17 protein-coding genes are annotated in these 19,345 nt (G+C 38.5%); all 17 read left to right on the forward strand.

Annotated elements, in window-relative coordinates:
- Positions 1–12: 12 nt before the first annotated feature.
- The 17 genes from gap (at position 13) to ACO1PF_RS08520 (ending at position 19,338) form a co-directional block, all read left to right on the forward strand.
- The gene (gene gap, locus ACO1PF_RS08440; RefSeq protein ID WP_423188617.1) at positions 13–1,005 is read left to right on the forward strand and encodes a type I glyceraldehyde-3-phosphate dehydrogenase; all 993 of its coding nucleotides are present in this window, start codon (positions 13–15) and stop codon (positions 1,003–1,005) included.
- Between the two features lie 224 nt (positions 1,006–1,229).
- Positions 1,230–2,417 (forward strand): phosphoglycerate kinase, encoded by a 1,188-nt coding sequence (locus ACO1PF_RS08445; RefSeq protein ID WP_423188618.1) that lies wholly within the window; start codon positions 1,230–1,232, stop codon positions 2,415–2,417.
- Between the two features lie 260 nt (positions 2,418–2,677).
- Complete coding sequence (gene tpiA / locus ACO1PF_RS08450; protein WP_423188619.1) at positions 2,678–3,433, forward strand: triose-phosphate isomerase; 756 nt, start codon at positions 2,678–2,680, stop codon at positions 3,431–3,433.
- Complete coding sequence (gpmI, locus tag ACO1PF_RS08455) at positions 3,434–4,966, forward strand: 2,3-bisphosphoglycerate-independent phosphoglycerate mutase (protein ID WP_423188620.1); 1,533 nt, start codon at positions 3,434–3,436, stop codon at positions 4,964–4,966.
- A gap of 111 nt (positions 4,967–5,077) precedes the next feature.
- Positions 5,078–6,379: a phosphopyruvate hydratase gene (gene eno / locus ACO1PF_RS08460; RefSeq protein ID WP_423188621.1), complete on the forward strand. Its 1,302-nt coding sequence runs from the start codon at positions 5,078–5,080 to the stop codon at positions 6,377–6,379.
- Between the two features lie 298 nt (positions 6,380–6,677).
- Positions 6,678–8,195, forward strand: coding sequence for a sensor histidine kinase (locus tag ACO1PF_RS08465; RefSeq protein WP_423188622.1), 1,518 nt, complete (start codon positions 6,678–6,680; stop codon positions 8,193–8,195).
- A complete protein-coding gene (locus ACO1PF_RS08470) occupies positions 8,192–8,890 on the forward strand; it encodes a response regulator (protein ID WP_423188623.1) in 699 nt (232 codons plus the stop codon). Before ACO1PF_RS08465 ends, ACO1PF_RS08470 begins: the two co-directional genes overlap by 4 nt.
- A gap of 177 nt (positions 8,891–9,067) precedes the next feature.
- Complete coding sequence (locus tag ACO1PF_RS08475) at positions 9,068–9,391, forward strand: hypothetical protein (RefSeq protein WP_423188624.1); 324 nt, start codon at positions 9,068–9,070, stop codon at positions 9,389–9,391.
- Positions 9,392–9,416: 25 nt separating this feature from the next.
- On the forward strand, positions 9,417–9,857 hold the full coding sequence (locus ACO1PF_RS08480) for a potassium channel family protein (protein ID WP_423188625.1): 441 nt from the start codon (positions 9,417–9,419) through the stop codon (positions 9,855–9,857).
- Between the two features lie 2 nt (positions 9,858–9,859).
- Entirely contained in the window at positions 9,860–10,525 is a 666-nt protein-coding gene (locus tag ACO1PF_RS08485) for a potassium channel family protein (RefSeq protein ID WP_423188626.1), read from the forward strand.
- Position 10,526: 1 nt separating this feature from the next.
- Positions 10,527–12,002 (forward strand): TrkH family potassium uptake protein, encoded by a 1,476-nt coding sequence (locus ACO1PF_RS08490; RefSeq protein WP_423188627.1) that lies wholly within the window; start codon positions 10,527–10,529, stop codon positions 12,000–12,002.
- 879 nt (positions 12,003–12,881) lie between these two features.
- Positions 12,882–13,112 carry a preprotein translocase subunit SecG gene (secG, locus tag ACO1PF_RS08495; protein WP_071848689.1) on the forward strand — a complete coding sequence of 77 codons (231 nt, stop codon included), beginning with the start codon at positions 12,882–12,884 and terminating at the stop codon, positions 13,110–13,112.
- 177 nt (positions 13,113–13,289) lie between these two features.
- A complete protein-coding gene (locus ACO1PF_RS08500; protein WP_423188628.1) occupies positions 13,290–14,042 on the forward strand; it encodes an alpha/beta hydrolase in 753 nt (250 codons plus the stop codon).
- The gene (rnr, locus tag ACO1PF_RS08505) at positions 14,039–16,363 is read left to right on the forward strand and encodes a ribonuclease R (protein WP_423188629.1); all 2,325 of its coding nucleotides are present in this window, start codon (positions 14,039–14,041) and stop codon (positions 16,361–16,363) included. The genes ACO1PF_RS08500 and rnr overlap by 4 nt, the downstream gene beginning before the upstream one ends.
- Before the next feature lie 14 nt (positions 16,364–16,377).
- Positions 16,378–16,842, forward strand: a complete 465-nt coding sequence (gene smpB / locus ACO1PF_RS08510; protein ID WP_423188630.1) for an SsrA-binding protein SmpB — start codon at positions 16,378–16,380, stop codon at positions 16,840–16,842.
- A gap of 511 nt (positions 16,843–17,353) precedes the next feature.
- The gene (locus tag ACO1PF_RS08515) at positions 17,354–18,034 is read left to right on the forward strand and encodes a histidine phosphatase family protein (RefSeq protein WP_423188631.1); all 681 of its coding nucleotides are present in this window, start codon (positions 17,354–17,356) and stop codon (positions 18,032–18,034) included.
- A gap of 257 nt (positions 18,035–18,291) precedes the next feature.
- Positions 18,292–19,338, forward strand: a complete 1,047-nt coding sequence (locus ACO1PF_RS08520; protein ID WP_423188632.1) for a PTS sugar transporter subunit IIC — start codon at positions 18,292–18,294, stop codon at positions 19,336–19,338.
- Positions 19,339–19,345: the final 7 nt, after the last annotated feature.

Genomic DNA, 19,345 nt, shown 5'->3' on the forward strand with positions numbered 1-19,345 from the left:
GGAAATTATATTATGTCAGTAAAAGTAGCAATTAATGGTTTTGGACGTATTGGTCGTTTGGCTCTTCGTCGTATCTTGGAAATGGATACAGAATTAGAAGTAGTCGCAGTTAACGATCTAACAAGTAACGAAGATCTAGCTTATCTGCTAAAATACGATACAGCTCAAGGTCGTTTCCCACATGAAGTAGAAGTTAAAGAAGATGCACTTATCGTCGGTGGCAAAGAAATCAAATCTTTCGCAGAAAAAGACGCTAAAAACTTACCATGGGGAGACCTAGGAATCGATATCGTACTAGAATGTACTGGTTTCTACGTTTCTAAAGAATCTTCACAATCACACGTTGATGCTGGAGCAAAACGCGTATTGATTTCTGCACCTGCTAAAGGCGACTTGAAAACAATCGTTTATGGTGTAAACCATGAAACTATCGAAGCTGATGATAAAATAATCTCTGCAGCTTCATGTACTACTAACTGTTTAGCACCAATGGTTAACGTATTAGACAATGAATATGGTATTGACCATGCTTTAATGAGCACAATCCATGCTTATACAGCTACTCAAGCATTACAAGATTCACCAGGCGGACGTAAAAACCGTGCCGGCGCAGCAAACGCAATCCCAGCTTCAACTGGTGCTGCTAAAGCAGTAGGATTAGTTCTTCCTAATGTTGATGGTAAAATTGACGGTACTGCAGTACGTATCCCAACAATTACTGGTTCAATGGTTGAATTATATTCTACTTTAGATAAAGAAGTAACTGAAGAACAAGTAAATGCAGCAATGAAAAAATACTCAAGTGATGCATTCTTATACAATGAAGATGACATTGTTTCATCAGACGTAATTGGTGTACCTGCAGGATCTATCTTTGACGCTACTCAAACTAAAATTATGGGTGGAAAAAATGGTCAAATAGTTAAAACTGTAGCTTGGTATGACAATGAATATGGCTTCACTGGTAACATGGTACGTACTTTAGAATATTTCTCTAGCTTATAATATCTAGCTCACTGAATATTCTATAACACCTAACCAAACAGGAATAAAATAAAGCGGGGGAGCAACTACTCTAATATTTAAACGAACAGAACGATGAATGCGTAAGCAGACAATCAAACTTGTTCAATCAAATATGGGGAATCGCGCTTCCCCCTTTTTTTGTGAAAATAATTGAGTATTACTAGACAAGAAAATTTTCATATTCGAAAGGATGGATTCGACTAATGGCAAAGAAAACTGTAAAAGATTTAGAGCTTAAAGGCAAAAAAGTATTAGTTCGTGCTGATTTTAACGTGCCAATGAAAGACGGTAAGATCTCTAATGATAACCGTATTCAAGCAGCACTACCAACAATAGAATATGTTTTAGATCAAGGCGGAAAAGTAATTGTCTTTTCTCACTTAGGCCGTGTGGCTAGTGAAGAAGATAAAGCTGGTTTGTCAATGAAACCTATCTCGGAACGTTTAAGCGAATTGTTAGGCAAAGAAGTAAAATTCGTTGCTGAAACTCGCGGAGAAGAACTAGAGAACGCTGTAAACAACTTAGCTGACGGCGCAGTCTTGATGTTTGAAAACACACGTTTTGAAGATGTTGACGGTAAAAAAGAAAGCAAAAACGATCCTGAATTAGGTAAATACTGGGCAAGCTTAGGTGATGTCTTTGTCAACGATGCATTCGGAACCGCTCACCGTGCACATGCTTCTAACGTTGGGATTGCTTCTAACTTGGAATCAGCAGCTGGTTTCTTAGTAGAAAAAGAAATCAACTTCATTGGTAATGCAGTAGATGAGCCGAAACGTCCATTTGTTGCTATCTTAGGTGGCGCAAAAGTTTCTGACAAGATTGGTGTTATTGAAAACTTGATTGCTAAAGCTGATAAAGTACTTATCGGTGGTGGAATGACTTATACATTCTACAAAGCATTAGGTAATGATATCGGTAATTCTCTATTAGAAGCTGACAAAGTTTCATTAGCTAAAGAATTAATGGAAAAAGCCGGCGACAAACTTGTTTTACCGATTGATTCAGTCGTTGCTCCAGAATTTTCAAACGATGCTCCTACAGATGTTGTAGGCAAAAATATTCCTGAAGGACAAATCGGACTAGACATTGGACCTAAAACAATTGAGCTTTTTGAAAAAGAATTAAAAGGCGCAAAAACAGTTGTATGGAACGGACCAATGGGCGTATTCGAAATGTCAAACTTTGCTAAAGGAACAGCATCTGTGTGTGAAATCTTAGCTAATTTAGATGATGCAACAACAATCATCGGCGGCGGAGACTCAGCTACAGCAGCACAAGAATTAGGTTTTGAAGATGACTTTAGTCATATTTCAACTGGTGGCGGAGCTTCACTTGAATATCTTGAAGGCAAAGAATTACCAGGAATCTCAGCAATCTCAGACAAGTAATTAAGAAAAGCAAGCCAAGTCGTTCTGATTCCTGTGAAAAATAGGAAATTTAGCCTGAATGAGCATACTGCGCAATGGTTAAATTTATCTTTTTTCACCGGGAATCAGACTTGGATTGCCGGACAATAAGAAAAGCAAGCCAAGTAAGAAAATGAATAAAATCCAATTGTATCGGGAATCAAAGATGATATCTCTTCAGATTCCCAATCAATTGATCACGAACAAAATAATGCAACAAAAAATGAAAGAGGGATAAAAGAATGCGTAAACCTATTATTGCAGGGAACTGGAAAATGAATAAAACATCTGTTGAAGCAGCTTCATTTATGGAGTCAGTAAAAGGCAAGATTCCTTCTACTGATAAAGTCGATGCTGTTATTGGTGCACCTAGTATTTTTCTTCAAAGTTTAGTCGATTTAACTGCAGGTTCAAACTTGAAAATCGCAGCTCAAAATTGCTTCTATGAAGATGAAGGTGCGTTTACAGGAGAAAACAGTCCGAAAGCACTCGCAGACATAGGCGTAGCTTATGTAATCATTGGACATTCTGAACGTCGTGAACTATTCTTTGAAACAGACGAAATGGTCAATAAAAAAGCACATGCTGTCTTTAACAACGGTATGGTACCGATCATCTGTGTCGGAGAAACACTTGAACAAAAAGAAGCAGGTCAAACCAATGAATTAGTCGCTAACCAAGTGAAAGCAGCTTTAGCAGGTTTATCAGCTGAACAAGTCAAAAATACAGTTGTTGCTTACGAACCTATCTGGGCAATCGGAACTGGTAAAACAGCGACTTCAAAAGATGCTAACGATACTATTGCTGTAATTCGTCAAACAATTGCTGGCTTGTATTCACAAGACGCAGCTGACGCTGTCCGTATGCAATACGGTGGTTCAGTTAAACCAGCTAACATTAAAGAATTAATGGCGCAACCAGATGTCGATGGTGCGTTAGTTGGAGGAGCAAGTTTAGAAGCTGAGTCTTTCTTACAATTATTGGAGGCGGCTGAATAAATGAGCAAAGCACCTGTAGCCATCATTATCTTAGACGGATTCGGATGGCGTGAAGAAGAATACGGTAATGCCGTAGCACAAGCAAACAAACCAAATTTCGATCGCTACTGGAACGAGTTTCCACACAATACGATGTTAGCTTCTGGATTAGCCGTTGGGTTACCAGAAGGCCAAATGGGTAACTCCGAAGTTGGCCACACCAATATTGGTGCTGGACGCGTCGTGTACCAAAGCATCACACGTATCGACAAAGCAATCAAAGATGGCGAATTTGCTACGAATGAAGCCTTAAACAATGCAATCAACCACGTGAATGAACATGATTCTTCCTTACACTTATTTGGTCTTGTATCAGATGGTGGGGTTCACAGTCATCAACGTCATTTAACAGCTTTAGTCGAAGCTGCCAAAGATAAAGGTGTTGACAGAGTTTATATCCATGCCTTTACAGATGGTCGTGACGTTGCACCGGATTCAGGCGTGCGCTTCATCGAAGAATTACAGGACATTGTTAAAGATTTAGGCGTTGGAGAAATTGCAACGATATCAGGTCGTTTCTATGCAATGGACAGAGATAACCGCTGGCCACGTGTGAAACGTGCCTATGACGCTATTTTCCATGGTGAAGGTGTCAAAGCAACAGATCCTGTTCAAGCAATGAAAGACAGCTACGCTGATGAAAAAATGGATGAGTTCGTTGCACCAGTCGTGATTGAAAAAGACGGCAAACCTGTTGGAACAGTTAAGGATAACGATGCTGTTCTATTCTTCAACTTCCGACCTGACCGTGCGATCGAATTATCTCGTGCGTTGACTGAGCCTGATTTTGACGAATTTGACAGAGGCGAAACACCATCAAACGTAAAATTTGTAACGTTTACGCAGTATACTGCTCAAATGGACGCTGAAGTCATGTTCCCACCTATATTCTTGAAAAATGTGTTAGGTCAAGTATTGGCTGACAACGATTTGACGCAATTGCGAATCGCTGAAACAGAAAAATACCCACACGTGACATTCTTCATGAATGGCGGAACAAATGATGAATTTCCTGGAGAAAAACGTATCCTGATCCCATCACCAAAAGTTGAAACATATGACTTGAAACCGGAGATGAGTGCGTATGAAGTAACGGATGCCTTGCTTGAAGATATCAAAAATGATGTTCACGATGCCATCATCTTAAACTACGCTAACCCGGACATGGTTGGACATTCAGGTATGCTAGAACCTACCATTAAAGCGATTGAAGCAGTAGATGACAACTTAGGCCGTCTGGTCGACTTGATTCATGAAAAAGGCGGTTCTGCGATAATCTTTGCCGATCACGGTAATGCAGATACTGAACTGACGCCGGAAGGCAAACCACATACAGCACACACAACTGTGCCCGTACCTGTTATCGTGACGAAAAAAGGTGCCACTTTACGCAGCGACGGTAAACTAGCTGATGTAGCTCCAACAATGTTAGATTTACTTGGAGTAACTAAACCAGAAGACATGACAGGCGAAAGCTTGATCCAGAAAGACTAATCATATTGATTTTAGATTGTTCTTTGAAAAAAGAGCAAATAAAATAAAACTAAGTCACTTGTTTCCCGGAAAATACCGGGGAATAAGAAAACCCAAAGGAGAGTATTATCAATGCCATTTATTACAGATGTAATTGCACGCGAAGTTTTAGATTCACGCGGAAATCCAACAATCGAAGTCGAAGTTTTCACAGAATCAGGTGCTTTTGGACGCGGTATGGTCCCTTCAGGCGCTTCTACTGGTGAACACGAAGCAGTAGAATTACGTGACGGCGACAAAGATCGTTATCTAGGTAAAGGTGTAACTAAAGCTGTCGACAACGTTAACGATACAATCGCTGACGCTGTTATCGGTATGGACGTTCGTGACCAAATGGGTATCGACCAAACGTTGATCGAATTAGACGGTACACCAAACAAAGGTAAATTAGGTGCGAACGCAATTCTAGGCGTGTCTATCGCTGTTGCACGCGCTGCTGCAGATTACCTTGACCTACCACTTTACAGATATTTGGGTGGAACAAACACTAAAGTATTACCAACACCAATGATGAACATCGTTAATGGCGGATCACACTCAGATGCACCTATTGCATTCCAAGAGTTCATGATCTTACCTGTTGGTGCACCAACATTCAAAGAAGCTCTACGTTGGGGTGCTGAAATCTTCCACTCACTTAAAGCAACCTTGAAAGCACGTGGATTAGAAACATCAGTCGGTGACGAAGGTGGATTTGCTCCTCGTTTCGACAGTACTGAAGACGGTATCGAAACAATTCTTGAAGCAATCAAAAAAGCTGGTCTAGAACCTGGTAAAGATGTTTATCTAGGACTTGACTGTGCTGCTGCAGAATTCTACGAAGACGGCATTTACAACTATGCTAAATTCGAAGGCGAAAAAGGCGCAAAACGTAACGCTAAAGAACAAGTAGACTACCTTGAAGAATTGGTAAACAAATACCCAATCATCTCTATTGAAGACGGTATGGACGAAAACGACTGGGACGGATTCAAACTGTTAACTGAACGTTTAGGCGACAAAGTTCAATTAGTAGGGGACGATCTATTCGTTACCAATACTGAAATCTTAGACCGTGGTATTAAAAACGGTGTATGTAATTCAATCTTGATCAAAGTCAACCAAATCGGTACATTGACAGAAACATTCAACGCTATCGAAATGGCTAAAAAAGCTGGCTATACAGCAGTCGTATCTCACCGTTCTGGTGAAACAGAAGATTCAACAATCTCTGATATCGCTGTTGCAACAAATGCTGGACAAATCAAAACTGGTTCATTAAGCCGTACAGACCGTATTGCTAAATATAACCAATTACTAAGAATCGAACACCAATTAGGTGACGCAGCAGTTTACGAAGGCTTGCAAGCTTTCTATAACTTAGCTAACAAGTAAAAATAAGTATCATGTATTATAGAAATAGCCACAATACTTTTTAGTATTGTGGCTATTTTTTACATATATCAATAAAATTTAGATTGTAAAATATGAGGAATATATTTATCAAACTGAGCTAATATGCGGCGTGGCATAAAAACTATTATACTTTGTGACAAGTTTGAATTAACAGGAGAGCGATGTTTGATATTTGTCTTTCTTTTTATCGGCATTTTCATTAGAATAGTTGTTTGAGAAGCTCATTTGAGTATAAGCTTCCTTTTCTGAACTTAGTATAATAAAAAGGGGTTAAAACATGCTGGAAAAATGGCGATTTTATGATAAAGTGTTTTCCTTATTTATCGTTACACTTTTTTTGATCGCAGCTTCAGGTATTAGCTATTTGTTTGATCAAGTCGGTTTTCCCGAAACGAACATTGTTATCGTATATCTTCTTGCCGTAATACTAATATCACGATTCACAAAGGGATATGGGTTTGGGATCATGGCGAGTATTGCTGGGACATTATTATTTAACTATTTGTTCACGAGTCCCTATTATACCTTGACTGTAGATAATCCAAGTTATTTTATTACCTTTATAATCATGACTACAACAGCTCTAATAACGAGTGCACTAACTACGCAGGCTAAAAAGAACACAATAAAAGCGCAAGAGAAAGAAGCGGAAATGAAAGCTTTATATAATTTAACCAGCCGCTTAACGGATGCACTAGATATTCATCAAATTGCAAGTATTTCTACAAAGATGCTTAGTGATGCTCTGAATTGTAAAGCAAGCTGTTTATGTTTTGATGAGAACGGTGATCCGGAAGACTTTTATATTCAGCAGTCGGATAATGACAAACAAGTGCATATAAAAATAGAAGATTCTAATGATATAAAACACCATATCGAAGGAATACGCATGGGTCATGTTGTTAACCAGGAATCTTACGACTGGCCGATCTACGGTCAGGAAAACATTCTTGGGGTCATTCGTATACCGATCGATAATGCAGAAGCATTAGATGAAACACAAAAAAGAATTCTACATTCAATGATTGAAAATACCGCACTAGCAATGGACAGAGTTCATTTATCCTATCAGCGACTGAAATCACACGAAGAAACAACTCAGGAGCGATATCGGGGTAATTTACTGCGCGGAATCTCACATGATTTACGCACACCACTGTCTGGAATAACGGCCACATCAGAAATGCTTTTAGGAATGACTGATACTATAGACCCAAGATTTGATATGATTAAAGCAATCAATAATGACTCGATCTGGTTGCATTCGCTTGTGGAAAATGTATTGAGTCTCACTCGTTTACAAAATGGTAAATTAGCTTTAACTAAAGAAAAAGAAGCGGTTGAAGAAATAATCGATCAGTCCGTTCGTCAAATCAAAAAGCGTAAAAAAGATTTAAAAATTGAAGTAACGATGCCGGATGAAATAGTATTGATCCCTATGGATGCTAAGTTAATTATGCAGGTATTCATAAACTTATTAGAAAATGCTATTGAACATTCTCCAGATGTGAAGGTAATAGAAATTGTTGTGGAATATGATACGGAAGATAAGAAAATGATAGTGAAGGTAATAGACAACGGCTCAGGTATCGGTGTAAAAGATATAAATGAAATTTTTGAACCTTTTTATACTTCCAGCGGTAAACATGCAGATGCAAAAAACCGTATCGGCTTGGGTTTGTCCATTTGTGAGACAATAGTGATCGCGCATGGTGGAGAAATAAAAGCTCAAAACAGAGAAGACAATACAGGTGCAGAATTCATATTTACTCTTCCAATGGAGGATGACAGATGAGTACATTCAATGAAATGATATTAGTGGTCGAAGATGATCCACAAATCAGAAACTTTTTATGTTACACACTGCATAATGAAAACTTTAATTATTTGTCTGTAGGAAATGCCCAGACGGCTTTGAATACGATTGTTTCTGAGCAGATCGATTTAGTCATATTAGACCTAGGTTTACCGGATTTCGATGGATTAGAAGTGATAAAAAGAGTTAGGGAATGGTCGGAAGTACCGATAATTGTAGTTTCTGCGAGAGATCAGGACAAAGAAAAAGCTTATGCACTTGATTTGGGTGCTGATGATTATTTGACCAAACCATTTTCTGCTACAGAGCTGCTAGCAAGGATTAGGGTGGCTTTTCGTCATTATTATAAAACAACGTCTAAAACGCTACAAAAAGAAGCACAAGTTGGTGAGCTGAAAGTGGATTTCGAAAAAAGATTGGTTACTCTATCTGAGAACGAAATACACGTTACACCAATGGAATACAAGTTACTGGTACTATTTTTCAGAAATATCGGTAAAGTTTTAACATCAAACTACATCATTAAGGAAATATGGGGAAGTTCGTATGGGAACGATACACAAGCCTTGAGAACAATGATGGCTGGTTTACGACGAAAAATAGAAGAAAAACCTGCACAGCCGAGATATATTATTACGGAAATTGGCGTTGGATATCGCTTGGTTGAAGAATAATAACTATACTGAACATAAAAATAAGCCTGTGAGATTAGACGATATGTCTTAATCTCACAGGCTTATTTTTTCGCTCACAACATTTTAACACCAGTCCTTATTTGCTCACACCACGCTAACATAAAAATAACTATGATTAGTATATAAAGTAAATAACTTTGTTAGGTGGTTTAAATAATGGATGAATTAATAACGCTGACTGATAGGAAAGAGTTGGAAAAATTAAGTGATGAAATAGAATGTTTATATAAACAAGGTGATTATGAGTTATGTGAAAAAATGATAAGACAAGCAATAGGAAAATACCCACACGCTCCACATCCACATAATTTATTCGGTATTCTGTTAGAAAATTCAGGTAATAAAGTTGCTGCTATGAACCATTATAGAGCTTCTATTGCTCTCGAACCGAGCTATAAACCAGCTAGATGCAATTTGTATAGGTATGGTGACATGAGTAACCGAAATACAATACCGACATTTTCCGATAAAGAATGTTGAAGAATTGAAATAGGAGGAAAAAATAATGGGGATTTTTAATAAAAAAGAACAATATACATTAATCATAGGTTCAGGTAGACTGGGTGCCAGTTTAGCCAATGACTTATCAGATCGAGAAGAGAACGTGATTGTTGTGGACGCTGATAAATCGTCATTTAGAAAACTATCTCCCTCTTTTGGAGGCTTAACTGTGACAGGAGACGGGACCGATTTAAATATTTTAAAAGAGGCTCAAATTGAAAAGGCAGATGTGGTGATTGTTGTGACTGATAATGACAACAGCAACATTATGATATCTCAAATAGCCAAAATTATTTTTAAAAAGGATAAAGTTATATCTCGATTATATGATCCTGACAGAAAGAGTGTTTATGAAGGTTTTGATATCGATCTAATTTATCCGGCAATATTATCGGTCAATGAGATAAACCGGCTTTTAAAAGTTAAAAATAGTGAGGGGAATTAAAGATGAAAAAACATATACTACTCATTGGTGGATTTAATAAAACGTTAGCTTTGAGCCAATCTTTAATAAAAAAAGGGTATCAGGTAACAGTAATAAACAACAATTATGATGATTGTCAAAAGTTAGCCGAAGTAAGTAAAGTGAATGTGATATTTGGAGATGGGACAAAACCATTTATTCTGGAAGAAGCTAAGATAAATACAGTAGATATAGCTATTGCTTTAACACAAAAAGATGCCATAAACCTGGTCATTTGCGAACTATGCAAGAAAAAATATAAAGTTAAAAAGACTGTGACACTTATCGATGATCCCAAAAAAATAAACTTCTTTTATGAAATGGGTGTTGATTCTGTAGTGTCAGCAATCAAAGCAATTACAAATATTATTGAGCAACAAGCGTTGTTAGATGATATCACAACGGTTATTCCTGTTGCGAAGGGTCAAATAAGTATCACTGAAGTACCTATTCCAGAAAAAGCCAAAGCAGTTGGTAAGAAGTTATGGGAAATTGACTTACCTAAGGAGGTCATTATAGGTACTATTATTCGGGATGGAGAAGGATTAGTTCCTAGAGGAGATACACGGATAAAAGCTGGGGATGAACTGATTTTGATTTCATCAGACAAACAGGATAAAGCGATTAGACAATTGACGGGTGATTTATAAAATGGAAAATAAATTGAAAGAACTCAATAATATCGGTAAATTAATGATATTGATTGGTTTATTAGTAGCAGTACCGATCGTATTGATACCTTTTTATCCGAATGATATTCAGTATTTTAGTGCGTTTGTCATCCCATCAAGTGTTTCCATTATTTTAGGGCTGATTATTGGTATCGTATTCCGAAAGAATAATGATGAAGTCAAATTTCAATATACTTCACAGGATGGCAGTCTTACCGTGTTATTTGCCTGGTTTTATGGATTTGTGTTAGGGGCGATTCCATTTGTACTGTCTGGACAATTAATGTTTTTACAAGGACTATATGAATCGGTGAGTGGTTGGACGACCACGGGGTTATCTGTTATGGATGTTACGGTCACTCCACCAATATTTCTTTTTTATAGAAGTTTTATGCAGTTTTGTGGAGGACTCGGATTCATTATGATGATGATCATGATCATTCAAGGGAAAGATTCTATGAGTCTTTATAATGCAGAAGGTCACCCAGATCGTTTAATGCCAAATATTAAGAAAACAGCACAAGTTATATTCAATATGTATAGTTTTTTTCTGATAGTTGGTACCGGGACGTATATAATACTTGGTATGCCAGCATTAGACAGTTTGCTGCACACGATGTCTGCGCTCTCTACTGGGGGGTTCTCAACTCAACCAACTAGCATAGGAGCTTACCAAAGTGTAAGTATCGAAGCTTTCACTATATTATTGATGATAATTGGGACAACAAACTTCGCGGTATTATTGTTACTGACTAAAAGAAAATTCAGTCAGATTTTTAAAGTGAGTGAACTCCGATTTTTTGGAATCTTACTCCTAATATTTGTGCCGCTCATTACACTATCATTATCTTATGAATTATATCTTAGCCTAGGTGAGGGTTTTAGACACTCTATTTTTAATGTCGTATCCGCACTATCAACAACCGGCTTTTCGACATTAAGTTATGAAGGATGGCCAGCAGCAAGTATTGGAATGATGATAATTTTGATGGTGATAGGTGGTGGATTAGGTTCGACAGCCGGCGGAATCAAGTTAACTAGAGTGTATCTCATGATCCGTGTCCTTGGATTTAATATTCATAAACGCTTATCATCTCGCCGAAGAGTCGATAGTTCATACTATTATTCTGCACAAGGTAATAGAAAAATTGACCAGGATTTGATTTCAGATACCGTTGGATTCATTGCGCTCTATCTAATGATCTTATTTACTGGTGGAATATTAATAACATGGACATCTGGAGCAACACTCACTCAATCCGTATTTGAGTTCGCCTCCTCACTAGGTACGGTAGGACTGTCTATTGGTTTGACCGGACCTAATACAGATGGTGGAACACTTATAGTACAAATGTTTGGGATGATTCTTGGACGTCTGGAAATATTTATTATACTAATAGGTATATATTCGGGTGCCTCATCCATTAAATTTAAACTGCGTGAAGTATTACAGTGAAAATGACGAATGCTTGTATATTAATCACTAAGAATCGAACACCAAGAAGGTGACGCAGCGGTTTACGAAGGCATGCAAGCTTTCTATAACTTAGCTAACAAATAATTCTTAATTGAATAGGAGCTCTCATGCCAGATGTATCTGGCATGAGAGCTTTTTTTGTTTTTGAAATGATGAAACTGACCCATATAGGTCAGTTTCTACGTTCTTGAATGATAAAAAGAGGCAAGTATTTCTGAAACTAAGTGTAGCTATTATTGAAATCTTTTTTTGATGCGCTAAATGGGTTAACAAGGGTCTTATAAGTACCGACTCGGTGCTTGTTAATATTGGGTAGTCAGTACGGTGCTTTTTAGTGGTCACTCGAAGACCGAAAGTATTTGAGCTGGCAGTATTGGGGTCAACTAGTGACTACTCAGACCTATGTGTTACACGAGCTAGCGCTTTTAGACCTCGGTAGTGACCGCTCACATAAGGGGAGATCTGGAGTAGGAAGTACAGCACCCTTGTAGTGACCGCTCGCTAAACACTGACCTGTCGGGTGGTCACTATAAGGGGCTATAAGTGACCAGCCAGTATTCGTTGCCTTCTGAGTGGACGCTCTCAGACTAATAAAGTCCAACTCTCATAGCTAGACTCGTTCAGTGGTCACTAAATATTACCCGAGGTATCACTCAATAAAAAACTATTACTCAGTAGGCACCAATTCTTAAATATGAATTTCACTTACAGCTGACATCATATTCATTAAAATATTAAATCACTTGATTCTCATGTTTTTAAGCAAGGATGAAAAATAGTTATCGAATAAAACTGGAAATAATCTCGTACTTGTGCTATATTATACCGTAGGAGAACTGTAGAAGGAGGTTACGTTTTATGTACGATATTTTACTTGCTATTATGCTTGGATTATCTGTATTCATTATCATTGTTATTGCTATGCAGCCAACAAAAACACAAAGTGCATCGAATGCGTTTATGGGCGGCGCAAGCCAATTATTCGGAAAACAAAAAGCACGTGGATTTGAAGCGGTGCTTATTAAAACGACCATTGTGAGTTTGATACTCTTTTTCGTTTTGACTTTAACCTTAAGCCAATTATTCTAAACTATAAATGACTAGGTAGTACTCTTGTTGATCTTTAACTCACACGGGCGAAAGCTTTTGTAGTGAAGAATCCAGGAGTACTTTTTTGTTTCGAGATAAAATATGAACGGTGTTTCGGTATAAAAGCGTCCCGATTTAAGGTAAAATGGAGGAGAGACTGAAGGAGGATTTTTATAAATGCGTAATCAATCACTATTATATGAAAGTGGGAAACGTGCAGTCATCTTGTTCCATGCTTTTACAAGCACGCCAAAAGATGTTTTAAGTTTGGCACGAGCATTAGAGCGAGCTGATTATACCGTTTACGCTCCAGTCTTTTCTGGACACGGCACTGGAGATTTGGACGACTTATTCGACTACAAGATCGAAGACTGGATGAAAGATGGCGAAGAAGCGGTAACTTTTCTTAAAAGCAAAGGATACAAAGAAATTGCTGTCTTTGGACTCTCTTTGGGTGGGGTCGTCGCGACCCATTTACTCTTAAATGAAGAGTCTATTATCGGCGGTGGAACATTTTCTGCACCGGTAGTAACGAAATATGACACCAATGTCCCTGATAGTTTCTTGCCATGGTATAAGAATGTGAAGCGAGAAGAAGGCTATGGCCCAGAGAAGCTCGCCGATTTAATGACTAAAGCGGAAGTGCAGCTAAAAGAAATGTTTACAGATTTAACTGAACATGTTGCTACTATGGAAACAGAGTACGCATCACTGAATAAAAAAATATTTATTGCGCAAGGTGGCAAAGATGAACTCATCGAACCGGACACTGCACGGCTGTTTAGAGAAGCACTGAGTCAGGCCGAAGTGTCAACGCAATTGTATGAAGAAGGACAACACGTTATAACAACAGGAAGTGTAGGAAAAGAATTGCAGACGCATGTCTTGACATTCTTATCCTCACTTGACTGGAATGGAGGAAAAGAATGAGTAAGGAAAAAGAAAGCAATTTAAAAAAAGACATACTTGAATACATGAAAGAACAAGATGAAAAAGCCATGGAAGTTAACGAAATCAGTGAAGGTTTGAACCTTTCTGGAGCGGATGACTTTAGAAAAGTGGTTAAAGCTATTGCAGAATTGGAAAGAGAAGATAAGGTTGTCCTTCTACAAAATGGACAGTTCAGATTGAAAGCAGCCGCAGCATCCATGACTGGCCGGTTTAGTGGCACTGACCGTGGATTCGGCTTTGTAACGATCGAAGAATATGAGCAGGATATCTTTATTCCGCCAAACGATACCTTATCAGCCTTGAATGGAGATACCGTTAAAGTTGTAGTGACTCAAGAAGCCATGGCATGGAAAGATAAAGGCCCCGCAGGTAGAATCATCGAAGTCATTGAACGCGGTACAGAACACATCTTTGGTGAATTTCATGCTTATAATGATGAAGAAGTAAAAGAGAAAAACCTCTATGGTTACGTGAAGCCTAAAAATCAGAAAATGCCTGATTTGATGGTCCAAATTGAAACTGAAGGGATCCGTCCTGTCGAAGGAAGTATCGTTCAAGTTGAAATAACAGACTTTGCACACAATGGTGAAATGAATCATTTAAGCGGTATTGTATCTAAAACACTCGGACACAAAGATGAACCGGGTATTGAAATCTTGACCGTGGTCCATAAATATGATATTCCAAGTGAATTTCCGAAAGAAGTACTAGATGAAGCAGAATCCGTTCCAGATATGATAGATGAAGAAGATATCAAAGGACGTACCGATTTGCGCGACGAAATGATTATTACCATCGATGGTGCAGATGCGAAGGATTTAGACGATGCGATACAAGTGAAACGCCTGGATAATGGCAATTACTATTTAGGAGTCCATATTGCGGATGTCAGCCATTACGTCACGGAAAACAGCGCAATGGATGTCGAAGCCTTGAATCGCGGAACGAGTGTGTATTTGACCGACCGTGTCATTCCGATGATACCTCAGCGCTTATCCAATGGTATCTGTTCGCTTAATCCGAACGTAGACCGACTAACGTTAAGTTGTGAAATGGAAATCGACAAAGCCGGTCAAATAGTGGATTATACCGTTTCATCAAGTGTCATTAATTCCAAATACCGTATGACCTATAAAGGGGTCAACGGGATTTTAGATGATGATGATCAGGAACTTAAACAGGAATACAGTGAGATCCTTGAGATGCTTGAAGAAATGCGAACACTGCACAATATATTATTGGAAAAACGTGAAGCACGTGGATCGATAGACTTTGATACACGTGAAGCGAAAATTGAAGTTGATCCTACAGGTTTCCCTGTGGATATCATACTCAGAGAAACAGGTGTGGGTGAACGACTCATTGAATCGTTCATGCTGTCTGCAAACGAAACAGTATCTGAACATTTCGCTAAACAAGATTTACCGATATTGTATCGTATACATGATAAACCCGATGAAGGAAAAATGCAGCGCTTCATAGAATTTGTGTCAAGCTTTGGCATTAAAGTCAACGGTCTAAAAGAATCAATTACTCCAAAAAAATTGCAAGATATATTAGATGAAGTAGACGGTAAGCCGGAAGCCGGCGTCATCAGCATGCTGTTGCTTCGTTCGATGCAACAAGCGAAATACGATGTTGTTCCGATTGGACACTATGGCTTGGCTGCAGAGTACTATTCTCACTTTACGTCGCCGATCAGACGTTACCCTGACTTGATCCTGCATCGACTCATTCATTATTATGAAGATGAAGGAACAGGCCAGAAAGCGAAAGACCGCTGGAACGCTCTCTTACCAGAAATTGCTGAACGCAGTTCGATTACAGAACGTCGCGCAGTAAGTGCCGAACGTGAAACGGATGAAATGAAAAAAGCCGAGTATATGTCTACTAAAATTGGTGAAAAATTCGAAGGCGTAATCACGTCAGTTACAGGCTTTGGCTTGTTCGTTCAGTTAGAAAACTCTGTTGAAGGACTCGTTCACATTTCCAACATGAAGGATGATTATTATGAATTTAACGAGCGCGAGCTCTTGCTCGTCGGTCAGCGATCAGGTAATACCTTTAGAATCGGAAAAACAATTGAAATCATCGTAACAAAAGCCGATAAAGAATCTTATGATATCGACTTTGAATTAGTCGAAGACGAAGAAGCAAAAGAAAAACGCATCAAAGATAACATAGCGAGAAGAGCACGCAACAAAGACAAAGGTGACAAGAAGAAACGTTTTAGAAAAGGGAAATCTAAAGATGACAAAGATAACAAGGGACGTCATAAAGCGAAAAAACCCAATAAATAAAAGGGAGGAACCTTATGCCAAAAGGAGAAGGCAAGCTGATTGCTCAAAATAGGAAAGCACGGTACGAATATTCTATTCTTGATACGGTTGAAGCGGGCATCGTCTTGCAGGGAACCGAAATCAAATCGATTCGAGCCGGCCGGATCAATCTGAAAGATGGCTATGCGAGTATTCGTAATGGTGAAATATTTTTATATAATGTGCATATCGCTCCGTTTGAGCAAGGTAATCAGTTTAATCATGACCCAGTACGCATACGTAAACTGCTTATGAAGAAAAAGCAGATCGATAAACTTGCCGGTGAAGTGAAACAAGGTGGCGTAACGTTGATCCCTTTGAAAGTGTATATCAAGAACGGTTTTGCCAAAGTTCTCATTGGTTTAGCCAAAGGGAAGAAACAATACGATAAACGTGAATCGTTGAAACGTCGCGATCAGGACCGTGATCTAAGACGATCTGTCAAAGACAACTATCAATAGGGAAAAAACTGGGACTACTGTCCCAGTTTTTTTGTTGATAGAAAACCTTGGTTTAATAAGAATATCGGTAAAGTTTGAGAGGGATTCGGTAAGTACAGAATGAATTTTGTTCTCTAGATGTCGAAGTCAGCCTAGTTCGTCACTTTGAGAGCGTGAATTTCAGCCTAGTTACCGAATATCAGGCATGTTCGGTAACTAGGCTGGGAAAAGATTTCTGTAATTGCCAAACATGTCCTCATTCGGTTGTTTCAACCACATAAACAGTTTCAAAGTGTCGAATGAGGTACACCTTCGGTAAGTAGAGAGAGACCTCTCGATACAAACGACCGAATGAGTTCAATCGAAACTGTATTTCTGACTTTAATCAAGGGTATTCTTTTAAACTTGAAAAAAAACAAAATGCTATTTATAATAGACGAAACGCTTTTTAAAAATTGACTATTTCATCGCTAAACATCCCGGATTTTGTTAGAATGAAAGAAGAAGCAGATGAATGAAGGAGAGGAATTAAATGGCTGAAAAGGGAGTTACTATTTATTTTGTCCGTCATGGAGAAACGTATTTTAATTCATACGGCAGAATGCAAGGGTGGAGCAATACACCGCTAACGGAAAATGGGAAAGACGATGTACGACGCTGCGGACGTGGACTGGCTGACACAAAATTCAATGCGGTCTACACGAGCGATTTATCACGTACTCAAGAAACAGCCAGAATCATATTAGAAGAAAACGGCCAATTAGAAACATTGAATATGATTCAAATGCCGGAATTTAGAGAAGTATTCTTTGGTTCCATGGAAGGCATGTTTGGTTCCGAAGCTTACGACAAAGTCAGGGAATATTTGGGCTATGAAACGAAGCAAGAAATGTTTAAAAACACAGATGTTCCGGAACGAATGGATGCCTTTCGCGCCATTGATCCCGAAGGACATGCGGAAGATTTCATGATGTTCTGGTCACGTGTTGAAAAAGGCTTGCTCAAGTTGATCGATCGCCACCGTGATACAGGCGAGAAAATATTACTCGTTGCTCATGGCGGAACGATTCGCTATATTTTGCAAAATTTCATTCCTGATTTGGAAGATAATAGGGGATTACTTAATGTCAGCGTATCTGTTGCTAAATATCAAGACGGTTCATTCCATCTTGAACGTTATAATGACGTGTCACATTTTAAAGATGCTGAGTAATTAACGTGAAAAGTCTAAACTCTTACATTGCGATAAAGCTTTCTCGTGCACCAAAAGAGAAAAGCTGCGATGTGAGAGTTTTTTATATACTTATAATGTATAAATAGACACTAAAAGGTTGATAAGAGTGGTTAGACACATATTAAAACATTGTTAGTAGATTTTCATGAAATTTTCCGAAAACATTTTATTTTTGTGATACAATGAGCTTGCAAATAAAATAACAAGCTGTCAGGCTTCGTATAAGGGGAAAAAACATGTTAGATAATGAACAATATACTTTTAAAGATTATTCAAATAAGGTACTTGCGGGTACCGCTAGCGGGATCGTCATTGGTTTAATTGCTAATGCCATCTTAGGAGGAATTTTTAAAGCTTTAATTCCTTATGCTTCAATCTTTGTAACCTTAGCAATGGTTGTTTCCACCATGCAGTTCTTAACACCTGCTTTGATCGGGGTATTGGTTGGGATGCAATTCAAGTTGAATCCTATGCAGAGTGTCATTATTGGTGCTGCTACATTTCTAGGATCAGGCGCATACGCTGTTACAGAAGCGGGTATTACACTAGTAGGCATTGGTGACTTGGTCAACGTTATGCTTATAGCTGGATTAGCCGTCTTTGTCACTCGCTTTTTAGAAGGAAAATTAGGATCGCTAACTTTGATTTTACTTCCTATTATTGTCGGTGCTGGTGTAGGGACAGTTGGTGTTCTTACTTTACCGTATGTCAGTCTAGTAACTACAACAATCGGAAATATCATTAATACCTTCACGCTGCTACAACCATTGTTGATGGCCATCCTCATCGCTGTTGCCTTCTCTATCCTTATTATTTCACCGATTTCTACAGTAGCAATCGGCATAGCAATCGGGATATCAGGCTTAGGCGCAGGAGCTGCTGCTATTGGAGTGACAGCTTGTACAGCAGTATTGGTAATCGGCTCTAAAAGAGTGAATCAAAAAGGAACAACATTAGCCATTCTCTTAGGAGCAATGAAAATGATGATGCCGAACCTTGTCAGACATCCAAGAATCGTAGTGCCAATTATTGTCAATGCTATTCTATCTGGTACCGGTGCGTATCTGTTCAGTATTCATGGTTTACCACAAACGGCAGGATTTGGAATCGTTGGCTTGGTTGGACCGATCCAAGCCGTAAATATGGGTTCAGCACTTTGGATGGTTATCATGGCATACTTCGTCATTCCATTTGGTGGAGCAATATTAGTAGATATATTATTCAACAAGGTACTGAAAATTTACGAACATGAGATTTTCGAATTTTTACCAGCAACAAACTAATCACAAA

The organism is Alkalibacterium sp. f15 (assembly GCF_049389645.1).
Lineage (GTDB): Bacteria > Bacillota > Bacilli > Lactobacillales > Carnobacteriaceae_A > Alkalibacterium.